We start from the raw sequence: 22,440 nt of genomic DNA, 5'->3' as shown, positions 1-22,440 counted from the left end.
GTTTTCTTTCAACAAATCGATCCCGAATTTCGGGCCGGTGTGACAGAGCGAGCCTTTTCCGGGGGATCGAGCGCCGAAACAGTTCCGTCCAGGCCACACTTGTTGCATAATCGCCACAATGCGTTGCATACATCCGACGCAATCACTGGCTCTAGACGGCGACATGGCTCCACGGGCATCGAGACTGAGCGAAACGCTTTTCAGCGAACCCCGCACAAGTGACGGGCGCCGGCTGCTTGCGCTGCCGGGCGTGGTGGCAATTGCCGGTGCGCTGGTTACGGCGGCGATCTCCTTCGCCATCCTCGTCGGCGCCACGCCGATCACGCCGGACGAGAGCACAACGCTGGCGCTAATCGCCGTCAATGCGGCGTTCATCCTGTTCCTGATCGCGCTGGTTGGCCGCGAAGTACATCGTATCGTGATGGCGCGCCGGCGCGGCAAGGCGGCGTCGCGGCTGCATGTGCGGATCGTCGCGATGTTCGCGCTGGTCGCCGCGATTCCCGCCATCATGGTGGCGATCATCGCCTCGATCACGCTCGATATCGGTCTTGATCGCTGGTTCGAAATCCGCACCAAGACGATCGTCAATTCGTCGCTGTCGATAGCCGATGCCTATGTGCAGGAGAACGCGCGCAACCTCCAGGGAACGACCCTGTCGATGGCTTACGATCTCGACGCCTCCCGCACGCTCTACGGCCTCGATCGAACCGGCTTCCTCGATCTGATGAACAAGGAAGCCGTTGGACGCTCGCTGGCCCATGCCGCACTGATCAGGTCCGACGGTTCGTTCGTCATGAGCGCCAAGACCGACGCCGATTTTGCCATGCCGGAGCCGCCGGAAGGCGCCATGAGCGGTGCCGCTGACGGCAGGCCGGTGCTGATCGAGCCGAAGACGCGCAACATCATGGGCGCCATCGTCAAACTGCGCGAGATCGAAGGGCTCTATCTCTACACCATCCGGCTCGTCGATCCCGAGGTGATCAAGGCGCGGCAGATTGTCAGGTCCAACACCGACGAATATCGCGGCCTCGAAGACAGTCGCCGCACCTCGCAGGTGGCCTTTGCACTTCCCTATTTGTCGCTGACGCTGATCATCATCCTGTCCGCCATCTGGACCGGCATCGCCGTGGCCGACCGCCTGGTGCGGCCGATCCGCCAGCTCATCGGCGCGGCCGACGAGGTCGCGACCGGCAATCTCGACGTTGCCGTGCCGGTTCGGCCCTCCGACGGCGACGTCGCCTCGCTCGGCGACACCTTCAACAAGATGCTGCTGGAACTGAAATCGCAGCGTAACGAGATTCTGTCCGCCAAGGATTTGATCGACGAGCGGCGGCGTTTTTCGGAAGCCGTGCTTGCCGGTGTCACCGCCGGCGTTATCGGCGTCGATCCGTATGGCATCGTCACCATCGTCAACCGGTCGGCCGAAACGATGCTGGCCATATCCGCCACCGCCGCACTCGGGCAAAACCTCTCCGCCGTGCTGCCGCATGTCGGCCGCGTCTTCGAGATCGGCCGCAAGTCGGGCAAGCCTGTCCATCGCGAGCAGGTGACCTTCTATCGCGCCGGCGCGGAGCGCACCTTCAACGTGCAGATCACGGTCGAGGCCGGCGACGACGGTTCGGAAGAAAAATCCTATGTCGTGACGGTGGACGACATCACCGATCTGGTCCAGGCGCAGCGTTCTTCGGCCTGGGCGGATGTGGCGCGGCGCATCGCCCACGAGATCAAGAACCCGCTGACGCCGATCCAGCTTTCGGCCGAGCGCATCAAGCGCCGCTACGGCAAGGTCATCACCGAAGACCGCGAGGTTTTCGATCAGTGCACCGATACGATCATCAGGCAAGTGGAGGACATCGGCCGCATGGTCGACGAGTTCTCCGCTTTCGCACGCATGCCCAAGCCCGAAATGAAGGCCCTCGATTTGCGCGAATCGTTGCGCGAAGCCTCGTTCCTCGTCGAGGTGAGCCGCTCCGATATCACCTTCGAGCGCGTATTCGGCAACGAACCGCTCAAAGGCACGTTCGACAGCCGCCTGATGGCGCAGGCCTTTGGCAACGTCATCAAGAACGCAGCCGAGGCGATTGACGGACTTGATCAAAAGGACCGCTCGCACGGCATAATCCGGATTCAAGCCGGGCGCCAGAATGATACGATTCGCATCGATGTCATCGACAACGGCAAGGGCTTGCCGCGCGAGAACCGCCAGCGATTGCTCGAGCCTTACATGACGACACGCGAGAAGGGCACCGGGCTCGGCCTCGCTATCGTCAAGAAGATAGTGGAGGACCATGGCGGCCGGCTCGAATTGCATGACGCGCCGGCGGATTTCCACGACGGGCGAGGCGCGATGATCAGCATCATCCTGCCACTCGCCGCCACTGTGCCGTCGCGCGGCGAAGGCAGGACAGAACCCGAAAGAGAAACTGAAAAGGTCGGTAATGGCGTCTGACATTCTCATCGTCGATGACGAGGAAGACATCCGCGAGCTTGTCGCCGGTATCCTGAGCGACGAAGGTCACGAAACCCGCACGGCATTCGACGCCGACAGCGCCCTGGCGGCGATCGCCGACCGGGCGCCGAGGCTGATTTTCCTCGACATCTGGCTGCAAGGCTCACGCCTGGACGGACTGGCGCTGCTGGACGAGATCAAGACGATGCATCCGAGCCTGCCGGTGGTGATGATCTCGGGCCACGGCAACATCGAGACGGCGGTCTCGGCCATCCGCCGCGGCGCCTATGACTTCATCGAAAAACCGTTCAAGGCCGACAGGCTGATCCTCATCGCCGAACGTGCCATTGAAACCTCGAAGCTGAGACGCGAGGTTTCGGATCTCAAGCTGCGCAGCGGCGAAACCTTCGACCTGATCGGCATGTCGTCGGCGATGAGCCAGTTGCGCCAGACCATCGAGCGCGTCGCGCCGACCAACAGCCGCGTCATGATCATCGGCCCCTCCGGCTCGGGTAAGGAACTCGCGGCACGCGCCATCCACACGCTGTCGGCGCGCAAGGGCGCCCCGTTTGTCACGCTGAGCGCCGCCAACATCACGCCCGAACGCATGGAGGTCGAGCTGTTCGGTACCGAATCAAACGGTGTCGAACGCAAGGTCGGCGCGCTTGAGGAAGCCCATCGCGGCATTCTCTACATCGACGAAGTGGCCGACATGCCGCGCGAAACGCAAAACAAGATCTTGCGCGTGCTGGTCGAGCAGCAGTTCGAGCGGGTAGGGGGCACCAAACGGGTCAAGGTCGATGTCCGCATCATTTCGTCGACGTCGCAGAACCTGGAGGCGATGATCGCCGACGGTCGTTTCCGCGAGGATCTCTATCACCGCCTGGCGGTGGTTCCGGTCATGGTGCCGGGATTGGCCGAGCGGCGTGAGGACATCCCCTATCTTGTCGACAATTTCATGAAGCAGATCGCCCGCCAGGCCGGAATCCGGCCGCGGCGCATCGGCGACGACGCGCTGGCGGTGCTGCAGGCGCACAACTGGCCAGGCAACGTTCGCCAGTTGCGCAACAACGTCGAGCGGCTGATGATCCTGGCGCGCGGCGACGATATCGACGCACCGATCACCGCCGATCTCTTGCCTGCCGAGATCGGCGATGTCATGCCGCGCACGCCGAACCAATCCGATCAGCACATCATGGCGCTGCCGTTGCGTGAAGCGCGCGAACAGTTCGAGAAGGACTATCTGATCGCCCAGATCAACCGTTTTGGCGGCAACATCTCGAAAACGGCCGAGTTCATCGGCATGGAGCGCTCGGCGCTTCACCGAAAGCTGAAATCGCTGGGCGTCTGATAGCCAATCCGGTCGTGGCCTACGCAATTATCGATTACGGCGGCGGCGGAATCGCATAAGAAACGCTGCCGCGCGTCTTTTGGGACGCGCAACGACGCTGTAGCATTTTGTTTTTTGCGCATGGTCTTCCCCGAAAAATGGATTCCGATTTTCGGGGGCCATGCGCTGACTTCTTCAGGGGTGACCCATGCCGCGCATTGCCTATGTGAACGGGCGCTATGTCGCTCACGCCGACGCTTTCGTGCATATCGAGGACCGTGGCTATCAGTTCGCCGACGGTGTCTACGAGGTCTGCGAGGTGGCGCGCGGCTTCATCGTCGACATGCCTCGCCATCTCGGACGGCTGAACCGCTCGCTGACCGAATTGTCGATCGACTGGCCGGTCACGCCGGGCGTGTTGCCGATTATCCTGCGCGAGGTGGTCCGCCGCAACCATGTCGCCGATGGCCTGGTCTATCTTCAGGTGACGCGCGGCGTCGCCAGCCGTGATTTTGTTTTCCCGGCGGGCACGAAGCCGTCGCTGGTGGTTACCGCCAGGAAAGCCGACCCCGCTGCTGCCGCCAGGAGGGCCGAAAGCGGAATCAAGGTCATCACCGTGCCGGAGAACCGTTGGGACCGGGTCGACATCAAGTCGGTCGGCCTGCTGCCAAACGTGCTCGCCAAGCAGAAGGCCAAGGAAGCCGGCGCCCAGGAAGCCTGGTTCATCGATGCCGACGGCACCGTCAAGGAAGGTGGGTCGTCGAACGCCTGGATCATCACCAGGGACGGCGTGCTGGTGACGCGTCCGGCCGAGCACGGCATCCTGCGCGGCATCACCCGCACCACGCTGTTCGAAGTGGCCGCCAAGCTCGGCCTGAAGATCGAGGAGCGGGGCTTTTCGGTCGCCGAAGCCAAGGCCGCGCGCGAGGTTTTCATCAGCTCCGCGACCACAATCGCCATGCCGATCGTGGCGATCGACGGTGCTCCGGTCGCCAACGGCCATCCGGGCTCGATAACACTTTCCTTGCGGCACGCCTTTTTTGACGTTGCGGAAAAAAGTCCAGCCTGATAACCGCACAGGTGGAATGAACATCAATATATCTCGTTCTGCTTGTCGTTATTGACGGCAAGACGATGTTTGCGCGCTTGACATGTGCCGGTTAATTTGGCGCATTGGCCTGCAAACCGAAGGGGATCGGCGAAAGACAAGAACAATGGCGGAACGATCGCAAAATCTTCAGGACCTGTTCCTGAATTCAGTTCGCAAAAGCAAAAACCCACTCACCATCTTCCTCATCAACGGCGTGAAGCTGACCGGTGTGGTCACTTCCTTCGACAATTTCTGTGTTCTGCTGCGTCGAGACGGCCACTCCCAGCTCGTCTACAAGCACGCCATTTCCACGATCATGCCGAGCCAGCCGGTTCAGATGTTCGATGGCGAGGAAAGCCAGGGCGCCTGATTGGCACGTAAGAAAGACGCGGATCGCAGCGTTCGCGAAAAACCAGCATATCAGCCGGGGGCGGAGGCCGAAGGCCCGACCCGGGCCGTGGTCATCGTGCCGGTGCTTACCCGCCAGCCGCGCGGCGATGAAGACACCAATCGCCCGCGCCTGACGCGTTCTGCCGAGGCCCGCCACGACGAGGCGGTCGGCCTTGCCCAAGCCATAAACCTCGACCCGATCCATACCGCGGTTGTGACCGTCAACGATCCCCGGCCTGCCACCTTGCTCGGCAGCGGCAAGGTCGCGGAGTTCGCCGAGATCGTCAAAGAGGGCCGTGCCGAACTGGTCATTGTCGATCATCCGCTGACGCCGGTGCAGCAGCGCAATCTGGAAAAGGAATTGAACGCCAAGGTGCTGGATCGCACCGGCCTGATCCTGGAAATTTTCGGCGAGCGCGCGCGGACCAAGGAAGGCACGCTGCAGGTCGATCTGGCGCACCTCAACTATCAGAAGGGCCGGCTGGTGCGAAGCTGGACTCACCTCGAGCGCCAACGCGGCGGTGCCGGTTTCCTCGGCGGCCCTGGCGAAACGCAGATCGAGTCGGACCGCCGTGTCCTGCAGGACAAGATCAACAAGCTCAAGCACGAGCTGGAAACAGTGCGACGCACCCGTGACCTGCACCGCGCCAAGCGCAAGAAGGTGCCGTTCCCGGTCGTGGCCATTGTCGGCTATACCAACGCCGGCAAGTCGACGCTGTTCAACAGGCTGACTGGAGCTGGGGTGCTGGCCGAGGACATGCTGTTCGCCACGCTCGACCCGACACTGCGTCGGGTGCGGCTGCCGCACGGCACGCCGGTCATCCTTTCGGACACCGTCGGTTTCATTTCGGACCTGCCGACGCATCTGATCGCGGCCTTCCGGGCAACGCTCGAAGAGGTGGTCGAGGCCGATCTCGTCATCCATTTGCGCGATATTTCGGATCCCGACACGGCCGCCCAGGCCGAGGATGTCGAGCGCATCCTCGCCGATCTCGGCGTCGATGCCGGCGACGGCAGGCGCGTCATCGAAGTGTGGAACAAGATCGACCGGCTCGATGAGGGCAACCGGGAGCGGTTGCTCGCCGACGGGATCGACGGCAGCAAGGCACCGCCGATTGCCATATCGGCCGCCACCGGCGAGGGCATCGATGTGCTGAAGGCGATCATCGAGACGCGAGTTTCAGGTGAACTGGAAACGCAGACCGTCACGCTCAAGCCTGACCAGCTTGGGCTCGTCGACTGGCTCTACCGCAATGGCGACGTCGTCTCGCGCACCGACAATGAAGATGGCGGTATAACCGTGTCGCTCAAAGCGACGCGAAGCGCACACGAAGAGATAGAAACCAGATTACACCGTAAAAACAACGGGTAATTTCTGTTACTTCGCGCTTTTAGCTTGCTGCCAAAGCGCCTCCATCTCGTCGAGCGTCGCCTTTTCCAGGGTGTTTCCGGACCTTTCCAGCGCGTGCTCGACATAGTGGAACCGCGACCGGAATTTCTCGTTGGTGCCGCTGAGCGCCGCTTCGGAATCAACCTTGAGATGACGCCCGAGATTGACGACGGCAAACAGCATGTCGCCGAACTCGTCCTTGATCGAAGCCGTATCGCCCTTGGCAAGGGCGTGGCGCAACTCGCCGATCTCTTCCTCGATCTTGTCGAGGATCGGCGTGGCCTCGCTCCAGTCGAAGCCGACGCGGGCCGCCTTTTCCTGCAGCTTGAGCGCCCGCGTCAAAGCGGGCAGAGCGACCGGTACGCTGTCCAGAAAACCCTTGCCATGGTCCTCCGGATCGTGCCCGCGGGCGAGGCGGGCATTTCGCTTTTCGGCTTTTTCCTCGGCCTTGATCTTCTCCCACATGCCCTTGGCCATGCCGGCGCTGCGCGCCTCATCGTCGCCGAAGACATGCGGATGGCGGCGGATCATTTTTGTGGTGATGGCCTGGACCACGTCGCCAAAGGCGAATTCACCGGCCTCCTCGGCCATCTGCGCATGGTAGACGACCTGCAGCAGCAGGTCGCCGAGCTCGTCGCGCAGATCGTCCAGGTCGCCACGCGCGATGGCGTCCGCCACCTCGTAGGCTTCCTCGATCGTGTAGGGCGCGATGCTCGAGAAATCCTGCTCGACGTCCCACGGGCAGCCGGTTTCCGGCGCCCGCAGCGCCGCCATGATCTCGATCAGCCGGGAAATATCTTTCGAGGGTTTCATCGGTTGAATGCTAGCCTGCGTCCGACGGTGCAGCCAACGCCGTCGCAAGGCGAGGGGCGATTGTCCACAGCGCTGCTGCTCAAAACCTCAGTCGAGCACGGAGACGATCGCCTTGGCGAGCGCGTCCATGCCGTCCTCCGGCAGGCCGGCGACGTTGATGCGGCTGTCGCCGACCATGTAGACGCCGTGCTCGGCGCGCAGCCGCTCGACCTGCGCTTCGGACAGGCCAAGCCGGGAAAACATGCCGCGATGGCTGGCGACGAAATCGAAGCGATCGGAATTGGACTGCCGCCGCAGCGCTTCGGCGAACTGCACCCGAAGCCGCAGCATGCGCAGGCGCATCTCCTCGAGCTCCGCTTCCCAGTCGGCGCGCAGCGTGGCGTCTTCAAGCACGATGCGCACCGCGGCCGCGCCGTGATCCGGCGGCATCGAGTACATGGCGCGCGCCGCCGACAGCATCTGGCTCATTGCGACATCCGCCTGCGCGCTGTCTTTTGCCAGGATCATCGCCGCGCCGACGCGGTCGCGATACACGGCAAAATTCTTCGAGCAGCTCGAGGCAACCACTATTTCCGGGACTTTCGCTGCCAGCAGGCGCAAGCCGGCGGCGTCAGCGTCAAGGCCCTCGCCAAACCCCTGATAGGCAATGTCGACAAAGGGCAGCAGGCCGCGCTCGACGACGAGGTCTGCTATTTCGGCCCACTGCGCGATGTCCAGATTGGCGCCTGTCGGATTGTGGCAGCAACCATGCAGCAGCACCACGTCGCCGCTCCTGGCGGTCGCCAGCGCGCTCATCATGTCCGCGAAGCGAACAGCACCTGAGGCTGCGTCGAAATAGGGATATTCGCGTATCTGCAGGCCGGCGGCGCGCATCACCGGCATGTGGTTCGGCCAGGTCGGATCCGACAACCAGATCGTTGCGTCGGATCGCGTCCTCTTGAGCAGCTCGGCCACCAGCCGCAGCGCGCCCGAGCCGCCGGGCGCCTGCGCCGCACGGATGCGCGAAAACTCGGCCGCAGGGCCAAAAACCAGCCTCGCCATCGCCGTGTTGAAGCCGGTATCGCCGGCAAGGCCGAGATAGGTCTTGGTATCCTGGCTCTGCAGCAATCGCTTTTCGGCTTCGCGCACGGCGCGCATCACCTGCGTCTTGCCATCGCGATCCTTGTAGACGCCAACGCCGAGGTCGACCTTGCCGGGGCGGGGATCGGCACGATAGAGGCCGATCAAGGCGAGGATCTTGTCGGCTGGGGCAGGCTGGAGGTTTTCGAACATCGGCGCGGTTTCCGTTGGCGGCGGAGTGATACGCAAATCGGCTGTGCTGCGCCAGCGGTTTTCAGTTGCGCCAGGCTGAAAACCGCCCACCGGGAGACTGGACACAGAAATCCATGGCGTCGCCTGGCGGCGAGGCTCGCACCTGGCGAAAGGCCTTTATCGCACGGCGCGTCGCGCCGTTCGATCATGCCGGCTTGAGAGCAGCAGACGGCAAGGCGGCTCCAGATTGCCGCTTCTTGCCACCCCAACCGATGCGCGGCAACCATTCGAGGTAGTAGGCGAAGCCGAACTGCAGCGCGATGCCTGTCGAGATCAGGATCGCGTCGTAGAGGAGGCCGCCCGGGCTGACGACCTTCATGACCTGCGCGATCATGGCGAGGATCGTTCCGGCGACGAAGACCGGCAGCGAATGCTTGCCGAGAACCGCGAGCGGGTGTCCGGGCCTCGTCCTCGCCAGGTTGGAAAGCGCCGGGATTGCCACGATCAGATAGGCGATCGCCAGAATGTGCATGAGGCGTGACAGCGACAGGAATGTCTTGTCGAAGCCGGTCAGCACGGTAGGCAGGCCGGAGGCCGTCTCGACGCCCCACAGCGGCAACCGCACCCAGATCAGCGCGCCGATCAGATACAGGACGGCCGCGCTCGCCATCATCCAGTTGAAGCGGATTTCGCCGCCACGCTTGATATGCAGCATGCCGGCGATGCCGATGACGAAAAGGAACTGCCAGGAGAGCGGGTTCAGGAACCAGAAGCCGTCGCCGGGAAAATTCGAAGGCGCGATCTGGAAAATGCCGGCGATGAGCCAGAGGAGAGCGGACGCCGCGAGCATCAGGCGCAGGCTGAAAGTGCCGATCCACAGGAAAAGCGGCATCATCAGAAGTACGACGGCATACATGGAAAGAATGTTGTTATAGCCGATCTGATGCCCGAGCGCCGCGATGCCGAGCAGCGCTTCCGGCGTGTCCTCGATGATCATCTGGATGTTGATCAGCTTCAAAAGATCGGGCCGCGAGAAATGCAATGCAGCCGCCGAGAAGATCGCCAGCGTCGCGACAGTGGTCATGACGTGGGTGACATAGAGGACACCGGCACGCCGCCAGGCCTTCAGGGTGATGAGCAACCGATTCCCCGGCTGGAACTTCAGTCCGTAGGCGAGCCCGACGGCAATCCCCGAAATCAGCACGAAGGCTTCGGCCGAGTCGGAAAAGCCGAAATTCTTGTGCGTGACATACTCGAAGATCGTCCCCGGCACGTGGTTGACGAAGATCGTCAGCAGCGCTAGCGCGCGGAAGACATCGATGCGGGTATCCCGCTGGGCTGGCACATTGCCTGTCATGTCGGGGCTTGTCATGTCGGGTCGATAATTCGTTGAACAAAAGCGGGCCCAGAGGGCCGTCGGCGAAGGGAAGATTCGGCGGTGAATGTTTCCTGCCTATAACTCGCAAGTGCCCCGAAAAAGATGACACTTTCGCGATTTTTCGCGTCACAAATTAATTCAGGGATAAACATGGAATCCCCGGTGCGCTAAAACCGCGCGCCTACGCGCGCTGGTTGCGTTGTACCGGTGATGGCCCCTGAACATTAAAGGGGCATGGATATACGGTAGAAAGATCAAGGTTGAACAATGGCCCCAAGGCGATCTGCTGCGGCCATAAAGCGAGTGGCGTAGGTCCGCACCCCTCCCATGAAATGCTGAACCCGACACCTTGACCCTGTCAGGCTAGGCGGGTTCTATGGGGAACGGGGAGGGAACCCCAAAACGGCCGCATTTTCGAGCCTGCACGGCGCCGTTCGACGGGTTGGGTTGGACGTTCCAAAAACCGGAGATGGCAGTTCACATGCAGACAGTTACCATTTGGCGCCATGCGCCGGTCGCCGCATTCGTCGCGGCAGTCGCACTCGCTACCATCAACCCGGCCCCCGGCTTCGCGCAAGCCCAGGCGCTCGTCACCGGCGAGGCCGCTGACGGCACCGCGGCCGCCAGCGTGGAAGTCACCGGCGCCAACCGCAACGATGGCATCCTGACGGTTACACTGCGGATCGTATCGCTGCCGGACTCCAAGGGCGATATACCCTTCTACCCCAACGCCGAAAAGGGCTATGAGGCCGTATACGTGGTGGCCGGCGACAAGAAGTATTTCGCGCTGAAGGATGCGGAGGGCAAGCCGCTCATTCCCGAACGGGCGTATTTCGCCGCGCATGGCGCCGGGAAGCGTTACCTGTGGGCAGGGAAGTTCACCGCGCCGCCGACCGACGTGAAGGCATTCTCGCTGGTGCTGCCGTTCAGTTCGCCGCTGGACGAAATCCCGATCACTGACCGCTGAACGAACATGCGTGCGCACATGATCGGCGTCTTGTGGATCGCCTCCCTGACGGCCGCCGTGCAAGCGCAGGACATCGATCCGGTAGCCGCGCTGGGCGAGCCCGACATGGGCTCGGCTCGCGCCCTTGCCATCGACGGCAAAGTCCTCGCCATCGCCGGCATTGGCTCGGCAACGACGGGCGCGGCGCAGACACTGAAAGACGCGGCGGACGCGCTTGCACGGCAGAACGCCGCTCTGACGGTGCGCGTGGACGGGCTCGACCTCAGGGTGGCGATGCCGGGCGATGTCCTCTTCGCGTTCGACCGATCCGATATTCGGCCCGAAGCGGAGCCGACCCTTACCGCGCTGGCGCAGATGATCGCCGCGTCCCAACCTGCGGCCATCGTGGTCGAGGGCCACACCGATGCGAAGGGGCGTGACGCATACAACCAGGCGCTCTCGGAGCAGCGCGCAGGGGCCGTCATCGACTGGCTGGTGACGGAAGCCGGGCAACCGCGCGCGCTTTTCACCGCGCGCGGGCTAGGCGAGAAGGAACCGGTCGCGCCCAACCTCAAGGCTGACGGCAGCGACGACCCGGACGGACGCCAGATGAACCGCCGCGTCGAGTTCGTCTTCACAAACGCCGGTCGCTCGGGCGGCGGGTGACACGGGCGGCGAGGCGTCAGGGCGAGTACTGCTGGCCTCCGAACCGGCATCAATCTCGTCGTCACTGCCATCATCCACTGGAACACACTCTATATGGGCCGCATCGTTGATGCCTTTCGCGCCGGCGGTGAAGCCGTTCCTGCCCATCTCCTCGACAGGCTCTCGCCGCTCGTATGGGAGCACGTCAACCTCACCGGCGATTATCTGTGGGAGGAAAAGCCACGGCTCGATGTCAATGGCTTCCGACCAATCCCGTTCACCCTTTGAACTTTCTACCGTATATCTGTGCCCCTTTAATGTTCAGGGCCGTGATGCCTGACATCCCGGATCGCAAAAAACTTAAAGAGCGGGATTAAAAACCTGCCATGCTCCGTAAACAGGACGTGAGAGGGTCGATGCCACGCTTCGATATCGTAGGACAGCTTGGTTCTTTGCGCCGCTACGCGCGTTCGCTGACGCGCGACAGCGCGGAAGCAGAGGATCTTGTGCATGACGCGCTGGTGCGTGCCTATGAGCGGCGCGGCACCTTTCGATCCGGCGGAAACCTGCGCGCATGGCTGCTGTCGATCGTCCACAACGCTTTCATTGACGGCCTGCGGTCCCGCAAATCCGAAGCGGTGCGCGTCGAGCAGGCCGGATATCTTGCCGACGCCAGTATGCAGGCACCCCAGGAGCATTCCGTCCGCCTGGCACAGGTACGCGAAGCTTTTTTCAAATTGCCCGATGAGCAGCGTTCGGCGCTGCATCTCGTCGCCATCGAGGGACTTACCTACAGCCAGGCGGCCGAGGCCAGCGGCGTGCCGCTGGGAACGCTGATGTCGCGCATCGGCAGGGCGCGCGCAGCGCTTCGCGAGATGGAGGACAAATTGCCGGCACATGCGAAAAGCCACCTCAAGATCGTGGGAGGCCCGTGATGTCCATGATGAGCGAACTGCGCGACCCGGTGACCGATGCCGACCTCGACGCCTATGTCGACGACCAGCTGGACGTTGCCCGCCGCATTGAGGTCGAGGCGTTTCTGTCCGCCCGCCCCGAGGCTGCCGCCCGCGTGATGTCCGACCTCAGGACACGCGACGAACTGCGCGTGGCGCTTGCCGGATGCAAGGGCATGGCGCGGCCGGCAACGGCTGATGCGGCACGGCGGCTGGAACGGGGACTGGCTCGAGGGCGCGCCTTGCGCACGTTGCAGCGGGTTGCGGCGGTCGCAGTCCTGGTGGCTGCGGGCTGGTTGGCCAACGGCATCGTCGGGCCGATATCGGTGACGAAAGTCGTCGCCTCGACCCAGCCGCCCGTCTATCTGGAGGAGGCGATCCGGGCACACAGGACGACGATCCTGCGCGAGGCGATGTCATCCCAGCCCGAAGCGCCGGATTACGATGCGGACGAAATCCGCGCCGCCACGGCGATCGTCATGCCGTCGCTGCCGAAGGACTGGAAGGTCCGTGACGTCCAGATCTATCCATCGCAGTTCGGCCCGAGCGTCGAGATGGCTGTCGAAACAACAGACCTGGGACTGGTCTCGCTGTTCGCGATCCGGCCCGGAACGTTCGACGTGGTCCAGCCGACCGTCGCCCCGTCGGGCGAGATTTCCTCGGCCTATTTCCAGATCGGCGAAGTTGCTTACGCAGTCGTCGCCCGAAGCGGTGTCCGCGATCTCGATCGCACCGCAGAAACGCTCGCCAACACGCTTTACTGACCTTCACAAAGGAGAACCCGCATGAACACCCCCAATCTAGGATACCGCACCGGCGTCGGAGCCCAGACCGGCGCCGTCTATGACGAAGGCCTGCGCCAGCACATGCTGCGCGTCTACAACTACATGGGCGTTGGCCTCGTCGTTACCGGCGTGATCGCCTTCGTGGTGGCTTCCACGCCAGCCCTCTACGTGCCGATCTTTTCCACTCCGTTGAAGTGGGTGGTGATGCTGGCACCGCTCGCCTTCGTGCTGCTGTTCTCGTTCCGGATGCAGACGATGTCCGCGGCCGGCGCTCAGGCGATGTTCTGGGCATTCTGTGCGGTCATGGGCCTGTCGCTGGCTTCCGTGTTCCTGGTGTTCACCGGGACCAGCATCGCGCGCACCTTCTTCATCGCCGCCACCATGTTCGGCGCGACCAGCCTTTACGGCTACACGACCAAACGCGACCTGACCCAGTTCTCGTCCTTCCTGATCATGGGTCTGATCGGCGTGGTGATCGCCAGCATCGTCAACATCTTCCTCGGCTCGACCGCGCTTCAGTTCGCCATCTCGGTGATCGGCATCGCCGTGTTCATCGGCCTCACCGCCTGGGATACCCAGACGATCAAGGAGCAGTTTGCGGAAAACTTCGGCGCGGAATCGCAGCAGAAGCTCGCCGTCTTCGGTGCATTCTCGCTCTATCTGAATTTTATCAACATCTTCCAGCTGCTGTTGAACTTCACCGGTGAGCGCGAATAGCCGCGTCAAATCCATGCATGTCGCAGCAGCATTTTTGGAGCAGCGACATGCATGAACAGAGACTTGAGGCGCGTCGCGAAAATCTCTCGGAACGCGGCGCGCCTGGATATCGGAGTTGCTTCCCATGGACAGGAACGACCAGCAGGCGATCGGCACTCTTTTCGAGAAACTTGCCAACGTCGAGCGGCAGACGCCGCCGCGCGATGCCGAAGCGGAACGCTTCATCAACGACCAGATTGCCCGGCAGCCCGGCGCGCCATACTACATGGCGCCGGGGAGGGTAGGAGGCACGGCAATCGAGGAAAAGGTCGGCCTGATACGGGCCTGTCGCTGAGTGGCTGCATCGGGCGAAGCTGGCTGGTAGGAGACCGGGCATCCATGGTGGCGATACGCCTGCGATCCAGCCGACGAAGCAAGCCGCTGTGACCACTGTGTCTTCGAGGTGCCCAAGGCGAACTCTGCCAACCTGAGGAGCTGCACATCAGAGGTGCCCGCCGGCGCGAAGATATGGTGCGCATCCCGCAGCAATCTTTCGATGGGCCGGTCGGCGAACAATCCACAGGCGGCATGCACCTCCATGGCATTGCGGGCCGAATCCAAGGCGTACTCGACGTTGATCAGCTTGGCATTTATCAGTTCAGGGTCACACGGCACGGCGCGGTCCAGCATATGCACTGCGTGATAGGCGGCGAGCCGGGCGGTCATCAGCCGCGACTGCATCTGGCCGAGTTTCTGCTTAATGGTCGGAAATTCGCAAAGAGGGCTGCCGTAACGGTGCTGCTGTGCGGCAAATGCCACGGTCTCGTCGACAAGCGCATGGTGGATTCCGAGCGCGACGGCGGTCAGGTTGGGCCTCCCGTAGAGGATGCTGGAAGAATAGGCCACAGCCAAGCCGTCGCCCTCCTTGCCGAGCAGGTTTTCAGCGGGGACCCGGCAGTTGTCGAAGACAAGTTGCCCAAAACCGAAGCCGTGCAAGCCCATCGCCGGCTTCAGTGCGGCGCGTGAGAGGCCGGGGCGATCCGCCTCTACGAGGAACGCGGACAGACCCTTCGAGCCGCCTCCGGTTCGGACGATCACCCCATGCAGATCGCCGACATGGCTATTGCCGACATACGTCTTGTGGCCGTTGAGGATATAGCCGTCGCCGTCGCGCTCTGCGTTGGACGCCATGCCGAGCACGTGGCTGCCGGACTGGCGTTCGGTTACCGCAATGGTCGGCAGACATTCCCCCTTGGCGATAGCCGGAAGCCATTTCCGCTTTTGGCTTTCGTTGCCGAAATGGAGAATTTTCGCGACGCCTAGCTGCGAGGCCTGCACCATCGCTCCCATGGCGCCGCTGACGCGCGAGATTTCCTCGATGACGATGGTCTTGGCCAGATGCCCGAGACCCAGGCCGCCAAATTCTTTGCCGATGGTGATGCCGATCCAGCCGTGGCGGGCGATCAGCCGAGATAGGTCATTGTCAACAGACCGCGAGGCTTCCATGGCAGATATACGGGGCCGGATCTCGGCCTCCGCAAAGGCCCGTGCCTGATCCCGAATCTGATTGTGGCCTCGGCAGCGAAACAATTGTCGACGTCGTAACTGTTCATCCGATCCTCCTGACTTCGGGAGCGCGATGATCGGAGCAGCGGACTACCGGACAATTTCACGAGAAGGGGAATTCGGTTACATCCGAAACATGGAAGCGACTGTCCCGTGACTCGAGGCACGACCGTCTGACGGCAGGTTTGCGGCGCCTTTTAGATGTTCATTAGATTGCGCCGAGAGCTTTAACGATCTCAGAAACAGTCACTATTTTGGCTATCTTGCCGTTCATGTAATCCAGGGAGACGCGCGCGTGCTCTGCGTCGTAGGAGCCGACGCATTCCTCGGCCAGGACCACCCGGAAATCTCGTTGATAGGCGTCTACCGCAGCCATTCGGATGCAGGCGTGCGTATTCACGCCGCATAAGACCAGCTCATCGATGCCCATTTCCGCCAGTTGCTCGTCAAGCCCGGTCTTGAAGAACGCGCTGTAACGCTTCTTGATGATCGTCGCATCGCTTGGCTGCCAATCGAGCCCCGCGTGAAGCTGGGCACCTCTCGCTGAGATCCGAACGGAACTCCTGCCGCACCCAGATCACCGGGAGCTGTAGACTTCTGAAAGCGCCCACCAACCGGTTGGTATTCTGAACCAGTCGATCGGCCCTATCTGTGTCCCACAGGTCGAGATACTCATTCAGCAGGTCGATGATGATGAGGCAGCGTTTGACCATCGTCGAGCTGTATGAAGCGCTCAATGCAGTTTTGTGACGAGGTCGTATCACTGGTCGGTTGTCAAAGCGATTTAGAGACACGACACCGTTTGCCGAGGCCTGCGATCAGGTCGATCACCTGCGCAAGGTGAGGCCGCCCGGCGCCACGCCGGCATGATGCCGGGATCCACCCATCCGAAAGTCGCATGAGATAGGCCTCGGCCAGGACCGCCCGGAGCCGACAGGCCAAGATCGCTGTCAAACAGACGTTCCCAGCTTGACAGATGGCGATCGCATCAGAAAGTCGCATAAGATAGATTATGGAACTGATGTGCGTTGTGATTGCGTTGCTTTTCGGCCCAACCGCAGTTCCTTGTTCCCTTTGGAACCAGCGGAACTGCGGTTGATAGCGTTGCGTCTCCTGCGACGCACACAAGTTCCTACGCCGCCTGTGGCACGCAGGCCTCGCAGATCGCCGCGACGTGCCGGTGGTCGGTGCCGCAGCAGCCGCCTAGGATGCGCATCGTTGGAAACGAGGCTGTCAGCCTGCTGTAGCGCCGCCCGAGATCGTCCGGGTCGCCCGCGTCGAGCGTTTCCGATTCATCCAGTTCGGCATGGCTTTTGGTTGAAGCGTTCGCCTTCACGCCATAGACGCGATCGAGCCAGCGCTCGCCCTTGTTCAGCGCCTGCATGAAATGCGTCGGATGGGCGCAGTTAATCATATAGTAGGCCGGCGCACCGTCTGTCGCGTCGTCGACCCTGTCGATCGCCTCGCCGAGCGCCATGCCGGTCACCAGCTTGCCGTCCGTCTCCACGGTGAACGAGATCACGCACGGCATGGCATGCGCCTTGGCAGCCCGCGCCACGCCGATTGCCTCGTGGAAATTGGTGAGCGTATAGGCCGCAACCATGTCGGCCTCGGTCCGCGCGAAACTCTCGATCTGCGCCGCGTGATAGGCTTCCGCCTCGCTGGCGTCCATCTTGCCGGCTTTGTAGCCGTCGCCGCGCGGCCCGATCGCGCCGCTGATGACGCACAGCGTTTCGGCGGTCTCGAACGCATTGCGCAGGTCGAGAAGAAGCTCGATCGAGGCCTCGTTGACGGCCCGCAACGCTTCCGGCCCGTAGCCGAGCAAGGCTCCCCAATCGGGGTTGGCTCGCCACGTCGGCGAGTCGAGGATGAAGCCGGTCCCGCTTCTGCGCGCAATGGTCAGATAACGGACGAAATATTCCCTCAGCTTCTGCCTGCCTTCAGGCGTTGCCATCAGCGTGAATGAAGCAAAGTGCGGAAGGTCGAGGCCTTCGTGAAAGATGAGGGTCGTTTCCATGCCGCCATCGCTCAGGAATGTTCTGTTGGCGAGTTGCGGCAGATTCTGGCGGTACTTGGCCATGTTTGTCTCCAGTGGTAAGATGACACCGTGCCGCCCTGATGGCGGCCGGCTCGCAATAGCCAGGTTTTAGCAGTACGTGCCGCCGGTGCGGTAGAAGGCTTGTGGTCCGGTACTCCACCGAAGCGGAAACCGCAGCAATTACAGACGGATAGCCGCGCTGGGGCCGGTCATATTGCTATCGGTGCCGATGGTGGCGGGTGTGAAAACCATACCGCCGGTACAGTAGATCTAAGGGCATTCGGTCATGCGCAAAGGTGCGGAAACGCGCGAACGCATTCTGGAGATCGCCGAGGCCTCAGTGCTCGCCAAGGGGTTCGGCGCGACTTCCATCGAGGAGGTGATCGCCGAAGCCGGCATCACCAAGAGCGGCTTCTTCTATCATTTCAAGGACAAGAACGAACTCGCCCGCGCCTTGATGCTGCGCTACGTCGAGGAGAACGACCGCATCTTCGATGATGTGTTTCACCGCGGCCGGCAATTGTCCGATGATCCGTTGCAGTCGTTCCTGATCACGCTCAAACTGCTTGCCGAACTGATGGGTGATCTGCCGAACGGCCACCCCGGCTGCCTGATCGCGACGTTCACCTATCAGGAGCGCCTCTTCGACCGCACCGTTCGCGACATCGCCGCCGCCGCCGTCCGCTCCTGGAACGGGCGGTTTCGCGACGCGCTGAACGAGATCGCGGCCGTTTATCCTGCCCGCAAGGGCATGGACCTCGACGACGTCGCCATCATGTTCTCCTGTGTGATCGATGGCGGCATCATCATGTCGCGGGGGCTCGGCGACCCGCGTGTCCTCGAACGCCAGATCCTCGCCTTCCGCAACGTCGTAAAGATGTTGTTCGCGCCGGCGGCGCCCGAAATCATGCAGCCGCCCACCGCCGTCGCCGCCGAATAGAGTGCGCCGGGCGCTCGCCGCAGCCTTGAGACTGCGATAATCAGGCGCGTTCGATTCAAACTGCCAGCTTCGCCACGACAGCCTGCGCTGCCCTGATCATTGCCTGTGGCTCGGCGGCGAACACCGCGTCGTGCGCGCCGGCCGCTGCCCAAACACGATCGAAACCGAGCAGCGTTTCGTCGGCGAACGCCGGGATTGCAATCAGATGGCCGATCGGCGCCACGCCGCCGATTGCAAATCCAGTCTCGTCGCGGATCTGCCGCGGGTCGGCGCGCTTCAGCAGCTCGCCGGCCAGTGCTGCAGCCTTGGCTAGATCGAGCTGGTTGGAGCCGGAAACCAGGAAGAGAAACAGCTTTCCGCTGGTTTCTCCCTCGAACACCAGGGATTTGACGATCTGGGCGACTGTGCAGCCGCATTGCGCGGCGGCTTCCTCGGCGGTGCGCGTCGAGGCGCCCATGCGCCTGATTTCGATGTCGAGGCCGGCATCGGCCGCTGCCCTGGTCACACGATCAATGCTTCCAGCCATGAAGAACCGAACCTATCATGCAGATTCATAAGGGATTTCGATCGTCATGCCGTCATAGGCCGGGTCGACGTCGGCCGGCGTCTCGGCCATCACCGCAGCGTAGTCGAGCGGCACATGCATATGCGTCAGTACGGCCTTTTTCGGCGCCAGTTTTTCGATCCAGCCGAGTGCCTGGCCGAGCGACAGATGGCTTGGATGCGGCCTGTATTGCAGCGCATCGATGACCAGCACGTCGAGATCGCGCAGCCGTTCGGCGGTGGCGTCGGGGAAATCACTGACATCGGGGCAATAGGCGAGGCCGCCGATGCGAAACCCAAGCGATATGATGTCGCCATGGATCTGCGGCAGCGGCTCGAGGGTCAGGGCACCCCCCTCGCCTTCGATCACCACCGGCCTGGCATGGTCGATGATATGGGGCTCGACAATGGGCGGATAGGAACTGCCTAACGGTGTTTCGAAACAATAGCCGAATGCTTCCCGTAACCGCAGCATGGTCGGCTGGTCGGCGTGGATATCGATCCGATGACGCTGCTCGAGCACGAAGCCGCGCAAATCGTCGATGCCGTGGATGTGGTCGGCATGCGGATGCGTATAGACGACCGCATCTATGCGCCTGACTGAAGCCAGCAGCATCTGCGCGCGGAAATCCGGCCCGGTGTCGATGACGACTGTGGTCCTGTCGCCGTTTGCCGCGATCCGCTCGATGAGCGCTGCGGTGCGCATGCGCCGGTTCCTCGGATTGGCCGGATCGCAATTGCCCCAGTCGCCGGTGATGCGCGGCGTGCCCGGCGATGAGCCGCAGCCGAGAATGGTGAGGCGCAGCCGGTCGCTCATGCGTCAAGCGCTCGGCGCGGTCGGGCGCGGCATCTTGCTGAACAGCCGGAAGAAATTGTCGGTGGTGACAGCGGCGATGTCAGCCTCGCTGACGCCGATCGTTTCGGCCAGCACCTTGGCCGTGTGCGCGACATAGGCAGGCTCGTTGCGCTTGCCGCGAAACGGTACCGGCGCAAGGTACGGCGCGTCGGTTTCGACCAGCAGGCGGTCATGTGGCACATCGGCGGCGATGGCGCGCAGCTCGGCTGAATTCTTGAACGTCACGATGCCGGAAAAGGAAACATAGCCGCCGAGCGCCACGCCGATTTCGGCCAGCCTGCGCCCTGACGAAAAACAGTGCAGGATGAACGGGAAGGCGCCCTTCCCTGTTTCCTCCTTGAGGATATTAGCCATGTCGCTGTCGGCATCACGCGCGTGGATGACCAGAGGCAGGCCCGTCTCGCGCGCTGCGGCGATCTGCGTGCGAAAGCCCTGCGCCTGCGCATCGCGCGGCGCATGATCGTAGAAATAGTCGAGCCCGGCCTCGCCGATCGCCACCACTTTGCGATGAGCGGACAGCCGGACAAGCGCCTCGACAGTCACGTCCAGCTCCTCGGCGGCGTTGTGAGGATGGGTGCCGACAGAGCAATAGACTTCGTCGAAAGATTCAGCGATCTCAAGCACTTGTTGGAACCGCTTCACACGCGTCGAGATCGTCACCATGCGACCGATTCCAGCGGCCAAGGCGCGGGCGACGATGGCCGTCCGCTCCTCTGCGAAATCCGGAAAGTCGAGATGGCAGTGACTGTCGACCAACATCAGATGTTCGCGTCCGGCTGCTCGACGTAACGCGGAAACACGCCCTCCGGCGCGGGCAGAGTAACCCCCGATACCAGCGCATGGTCCGCGTGGACATGCACGAAATCGCGGCTGTCCGCCGGTACGGCCAGCAGGTCGAGCAGCTTGGCGGCCGACCCCGGAATGAAGGGCTGGCACAGCAGCGCCACGCGTCGGACGACTTCCGCGGTCGTCCACAGCACCGTTTCCATGCGCGCCGGATCGGTCTTTCTGAGCGCCCACGGTTCCTGCGAGGCGAAGTAGCGATCGGCCTCCGCCACGACGCCAAAAATCGCCGCCAGCGCCAGATGGATGCCCTGCTCCGCCATCATCTTGCGAGCAGTAGCAAGCGCCTCCACCGTCTGGTCGAGGATCGCCCTGTCGGCCTCCGCCAACTCGCTGCGTTTCGGCACTACGCCACCGCAGTTCTTGGCGATCATCGACAGCGAGCGCTGCGCCAGATTGCCAAGGCCGTTGGCGAGGTCGGCATTAGTGCGGTTGACGATGGCGTCGTGGCTGTAGCTGCCGTCCTGGCCGAACGGCACTTCGCGCATGAAGAAATAGCGCACCTGGTCGAGACCGTAGTGCTCGATCATCGCGAACGGATCGACGACGTTGCCGACCGACTTCGACATTTTCTCGCCGCGGTTGAACAGAAAGCCATGCGCGAATACGCGCTTCGGCAGGTCGATCCCTGCCGACAGCAGGAAGGCCGGCCAGTAGACGGCATGGAAGCGGACGATGTCCTTGCCGATGACGTGGACGTTCGCCGGCCAGAAGGACCATCGGTCATCGGCCGCATCCGGATAACCGGCAGCCGTGATGTAGTTGGTCAGTGCATCGACCCAGACGTACATCACATGCTTGTCGTCGCCCGGCACCGGCACGCCCCATTTGAACGTGGTGCGCGAGATCGACAGGTCCTTCAGCCCGGATTTGACGAAGCTGACGATTTCGTTGCGCCGCTCCGCCGGCCCGACAAATTCGGGGCTGCTCTCATAGAGCGCGAGCAACCTGTCCTGATAGGCGGAAAGGCGGAAGAAATAGCTCTCTTCCTCGGTCCATTCGACGGGCGAGCCGAGCGGTTCGCGACGCACGCCGTCGTCACCGACCTTGGTTTCGGCCTCGTCGAAATAGGCTTCCTGCCGCACCGAATACCAGCCGCTATAGCGGTCGAGGTAAATGTCGCCATTTTCCGCCATGCGTGTCCAGATCGCCTGGCAGGCCTTGTAGTGGCGCTCCTCGGTGGTGCGGATGAACACATTATTCGAACAGCCGGTCGCTTCAAGCATCGTGCGGAAGATCGCCGAATTGCGATCGGCAAGCGCTTTCGGTGTCAGGCCTTCGGCGTCCGCCGTCTGCTGCATCTTCAAACCGTGCTCGTCGGTTCCCGAGACGAAGAAGACGTCCTTGCCGTCGAGCCGCTGAAAGCGGGCCAGCGTGTCGCTGGCGATGACATTGTAGGCATGACCGATATGCGGCTTGCCGTTCGGATAGAAAATCGGCGTCGTGAGGTAGTATTTTTCGCGTGCCATGTGGATGAGCCGTCATGAATGTCTGAATGAAAGATGTCGGTGGATATCGCATCGAAACGGCGATTGCCA

General features: G+C 62.4%; 21 protein-coding genes and 2 pseudogenes. 13 read left to right on the top strand and 10 right to left on the bottom strand.

Translation table 11 applies throughout. The features are described 5' to 3' along the window. The first annotated feature begins 163 nt into the window (after positions 1–163). From BLT09_RS04740 to hflX, 5 genes are all read left to right on the top strand, one after another. Positions 164–2,449, top strand: a complete 2,286-nt coding sequence (locus BLT09_RS04740; protein ID WP_167366341.1) for a sensor histidine kinase NtrY-like — start codon at positions 164–166, stop codon at positions 2,447–2,449. Continuing rightward, on the top strand, positions 2,439–3,800 hold the full coding sequence (gene ntrX, locus BLT09_RS04735) for a nitrogen assimilation response regulator NtrX (protein WP_027153990.1): 1,362 nt from the start codon (positions 2,439–2,441) through the stop codon (positions 3,798–3,800). The genes BLT09_RS04740 and ntrX overlap by 11 nt, the downstream gene beginning before the upstream one ends. 187 nt (positions 3,801–3,987) lie before the next feature. After that, positions 3,988–4,848: a D-amino-acid transaminase gene (locus BLT09_RS04730; RefSeq protein ID WP_091591090.1), complete on the top strand. Its 861-nt coding sequence runs from the start codon at positions 3,988–3,990 to the stop codon at positions 4,846–4,848. A 145-nt stretch (positions 4,849–4,993) separates the two neighbouring features. Further along, entirely contained in the window at positions 4,994–5,239 is a 246-nt protein-coding gene (gene hfq / locus BLT09_RS04725) for an RNA chaperone Hfq (RefSeq protein WP_006202172.1), read from the top strand. After that, the gene (hflX, locus tag BLT09_RS04720) at positions 5,240–6,631 is read left to right on the top strand and encodes a GTPase HflX (protein ID WP_091591088.1); all 1,392 of its coding nucleotides are present in this window, start codon (positions 5,240–5,242) and stop codon (positions 6,629–6,631) included. 6 nt (positions 6,632–6,637) lie between these two features. Here hflX and mazG read toward each other — a convergent pair whose 3' ends face one another. The 3 genes from mazG to BLT09_RS04705 all read right to left on the bottom strand — a co-directional run bounded on the left by mazG (position 6,638) and on the right by BLT09_RS04705 (position 10,085). Next, positions 6,638–7,462 (bottom strand): nucleoside triphosphate pyrophosphohydrolase, encoded by an 825-nt coding sequence (gene mazG / locus BLT09_RS04715; RefSeq protein ID WP_091591086.1) that lies wholly within the window; start codon positions 7,460–7,462, stop codon positions 6,638–6,640. Positions 7,463–7,549: 87 nt separating this feature from the next. Next, positions 7,550–8,734 carry an amino acid aminotransferase gene (locus BLT09_RS04710; RefSeq protein ID WP_091591765.1) on the bottom strand — a complete coding sequence of 395 codons (1,185 nt, stop codon included), beginning with the start codon at positions 8,732–8,734 and terminating at the stop codon, positions 7,550–7,552. 184 nt (positions 8,735–8,918) lie between these two features. Beyond that, entirely contained in the window at positions 8,919–10,085 is a 1,167-nt protein-coding gene (locus BLT09_RS04705) for an OpgC family protein (RefSeq protein WP_091591085.1), read from the bottom strand. Between the two features lie 487 nt (positions 10,086–10,572). Between BLT09_RS04705 and BLT09_RS04700 the strand changes: the two genes are divergently transcribed. The 7 genes and pseudogenes from BLT09_RS04700 to BLT09_RS04670 all read left to right on the top strand — a co-directional run bounded on the left by BLT09_RS04700 (position 10,573) and on the right by BLT09_RS04670 (position 14,471). Next, positions 10,573–11,058, top strand: coding sequence for a hypothetical protein (locus BLT09_RS04700; RefSeq protein WP_139172508.1), 486 nt, complete (start codon positions 10,573–10,575; stop codon positions 11,056–11,058). Between the two features lie 18 nt (positions 11,059–11,076). After that, positions 11,077–11,703, top strand: a complete 627-nt coding sequence (locus tag BLT09_RS04695) for an OmpA family protein (protein WP_167366340.1) — start codon at positions 11,077–11,079, stop codon at positions 11,701–11,703. Positions 11,704–11,745: 42 nt separating this feature from the next. After that, positions 11,746–11,970: pseudogene (locus BLT09_RS04690) on the top strand (Tn3 family transposase); the annotation flags it as partial. Positions 11,971–12,098: 128 nt separating this feature from the next. Then, positions 12,099–12,617 (top strand): sigma-70 family RNA polymerase sigma factor, encoded by a 519-nt coding sequence (locus BLT09_RS04685; RefSeq protein ID WP_027153985.1) that lies wholly within the window; start codon positions 12,099–12,101, stop codon positions 12,615–12,617. 8 nt (positions 12,618–12,625) lie between these two features. Beyond that, complete coding sequence (locus tag BLT09_RS04680) at positions 12,626–13,399, top strand: anti-sigma factor family protein (protein ID WP_091591763.1); 774 nt, start codon at positions 12,626–12,628, stop codon at positions 13,397–13,399. Positions 13,400–13,420: 21 nt separating this feature from the next. Further along, a complete protein-coding gene (locus tag BLT09_RS04675; protein WP_091591079.1) occupies positions 13,421–14,137 on the top strand; it encodes a Bax inhibitor-1/YccA family protein in 717 nt (238 codons plus the stop codon). A gap of 124 nt (positions 14,138–14,261) precedes the next feature. Next, entirely contained in the window at positions 14,262–14,471 is a 210-nt protein-coding gene (locus BLT09_RS04670; protein WP_091591077.1) for a DUF2076 domain-containing protein, read from the top strand. On the opposite strand, the gene BLT09_RS04665 is transcribed toward BLT09_RS04670, so the two are convergent. From BLT09_RS04665 to BLT09_RS04655, 3 genes and pseudogenes are all read right to left on the bottom strand, one after another. Then, entirely contained in the window at positions 14,399–15,706 is a 1,308-nt protein-coding gene (locus tag BLT09_RS04665) for an acyl-CoA dehydrogenase family protein (RefSeq protein WP_208602477.1), read from the bottom strand. The genes BLT09_RS04670 and BLT09_RS04665 overlap by 73 nt on opposite strands. Before the next feature lie 184 nt (positions 15,707–15,890). Beyond that, positions 15,891–16,395 (bottom strand): annotated as a pseudogene (locus BLT09_RS04660) (cysteine hydrolase family protein). 419 nt (positions 16,396–16,814) lie between these two features. Beyond that, positions 16,815–17,762: a homocysteine S-methyltransferase family protein gene (locus BLT09_RS04655; RefSeq protein WP_091591076.1), complete on the bottom strand. Its 948-nt coding sequence runs from the start codon at positions 17,760–17,762 to the stop codon at positions 16,815–16,817. A 244-nt stretch (positions 17,763–18,006) separates the two neighbouring features. Here BLT09_RS04655 and BLT09_RS04650 point away from each other — a divergent pair, with 244 nt between their 5' ends. Then, the gene (locus BLT09_RS04650) at positions 18,007–18,660 is read left to right on the top strand and encodes a TetR/AcrR family transcriptional regulator (RefSeq protein ID WP_091591074.1); all 654 of its coding nucleotides are present in this window, start codon (positions 18,007–18,009) and stop codon (positions 18,658–18,660) included. 55 nt (positions 18,661–18,715) lie between these two features. On the opposite strand, the gene BLT09_RS04645 is transcribed toward BLT09_RS04650, so the two are convergent. The 4 genes from BLT09_RS04645 to metG are packed head-to-tail and all read right to left on the bottom strand — an operon-like array spanning position 18,716 to position 22,371. Next, complete coding sequence (locus tag BLT09_RS04645; RefSeq protein WP_091591073.1) at positions 18,716–19,186, bottom strand: YbaK/EbsC family protein; 471 nt, start codon at positions 19,184–19,186, stop codon at positions 18,716–18,718. A 15-nt stretch (positions 19,187–19,201) separates the two neighbouring features. Beyond that, positions 19,202–20,020, bottom strand: coding sequence for an MBL fold metallo-hydrolase (locus BLT09_RS04640; RefSeq protein WP_023799206.1), 819 nt, complete (start codon positions 20,018–20,020; stop codon positions 19,202–19,204). Between the two features lie 3 nt (positions 20,021–20,023). After that, positions 20,024–20,818 carry a TatD family hydrolase gene (locus tag BLT09_RS04635; RefSeq protein ID WP_091591072.1) on the bottom strand — a complete coding sequence of 265 codons (795 nt, stop codon included), beginning with the start codon at positions 20,816–20,818 and terminating at the stop codon, positions 20,024–20,026. Continuing rightward, on the bottom strand, positions 20,818–22,371 hold the full coding sequence (gene metG / locus BLT09_RS04630; RefSeq protein WP_091591069.1) for a methionine--tRNA ligase: 1,554 nt from the start codon (positions 22,369–22,371) through the stop codon (positions 20,818–20,820). Before metG ends, BLT09_RS04635 begins: the two co-directional genes overlap by 1 nt. Positions 22,372–22,440: the final 69 nt, after the last annotated feature.

The organism is Mesorhizobium muleiense, assembly GCF_900099905.1.
GTDB classification, from domain to species: Bacteria; Pseudomonadota; Alphaproteobacteria; order Rhizobiales; family Rhizobiaceae; genus Mesorhizobium; species Mesorhizobium muleiense.
This window is presented reverse-complemented; position numbering and strand designations above follow the sequence as displayed.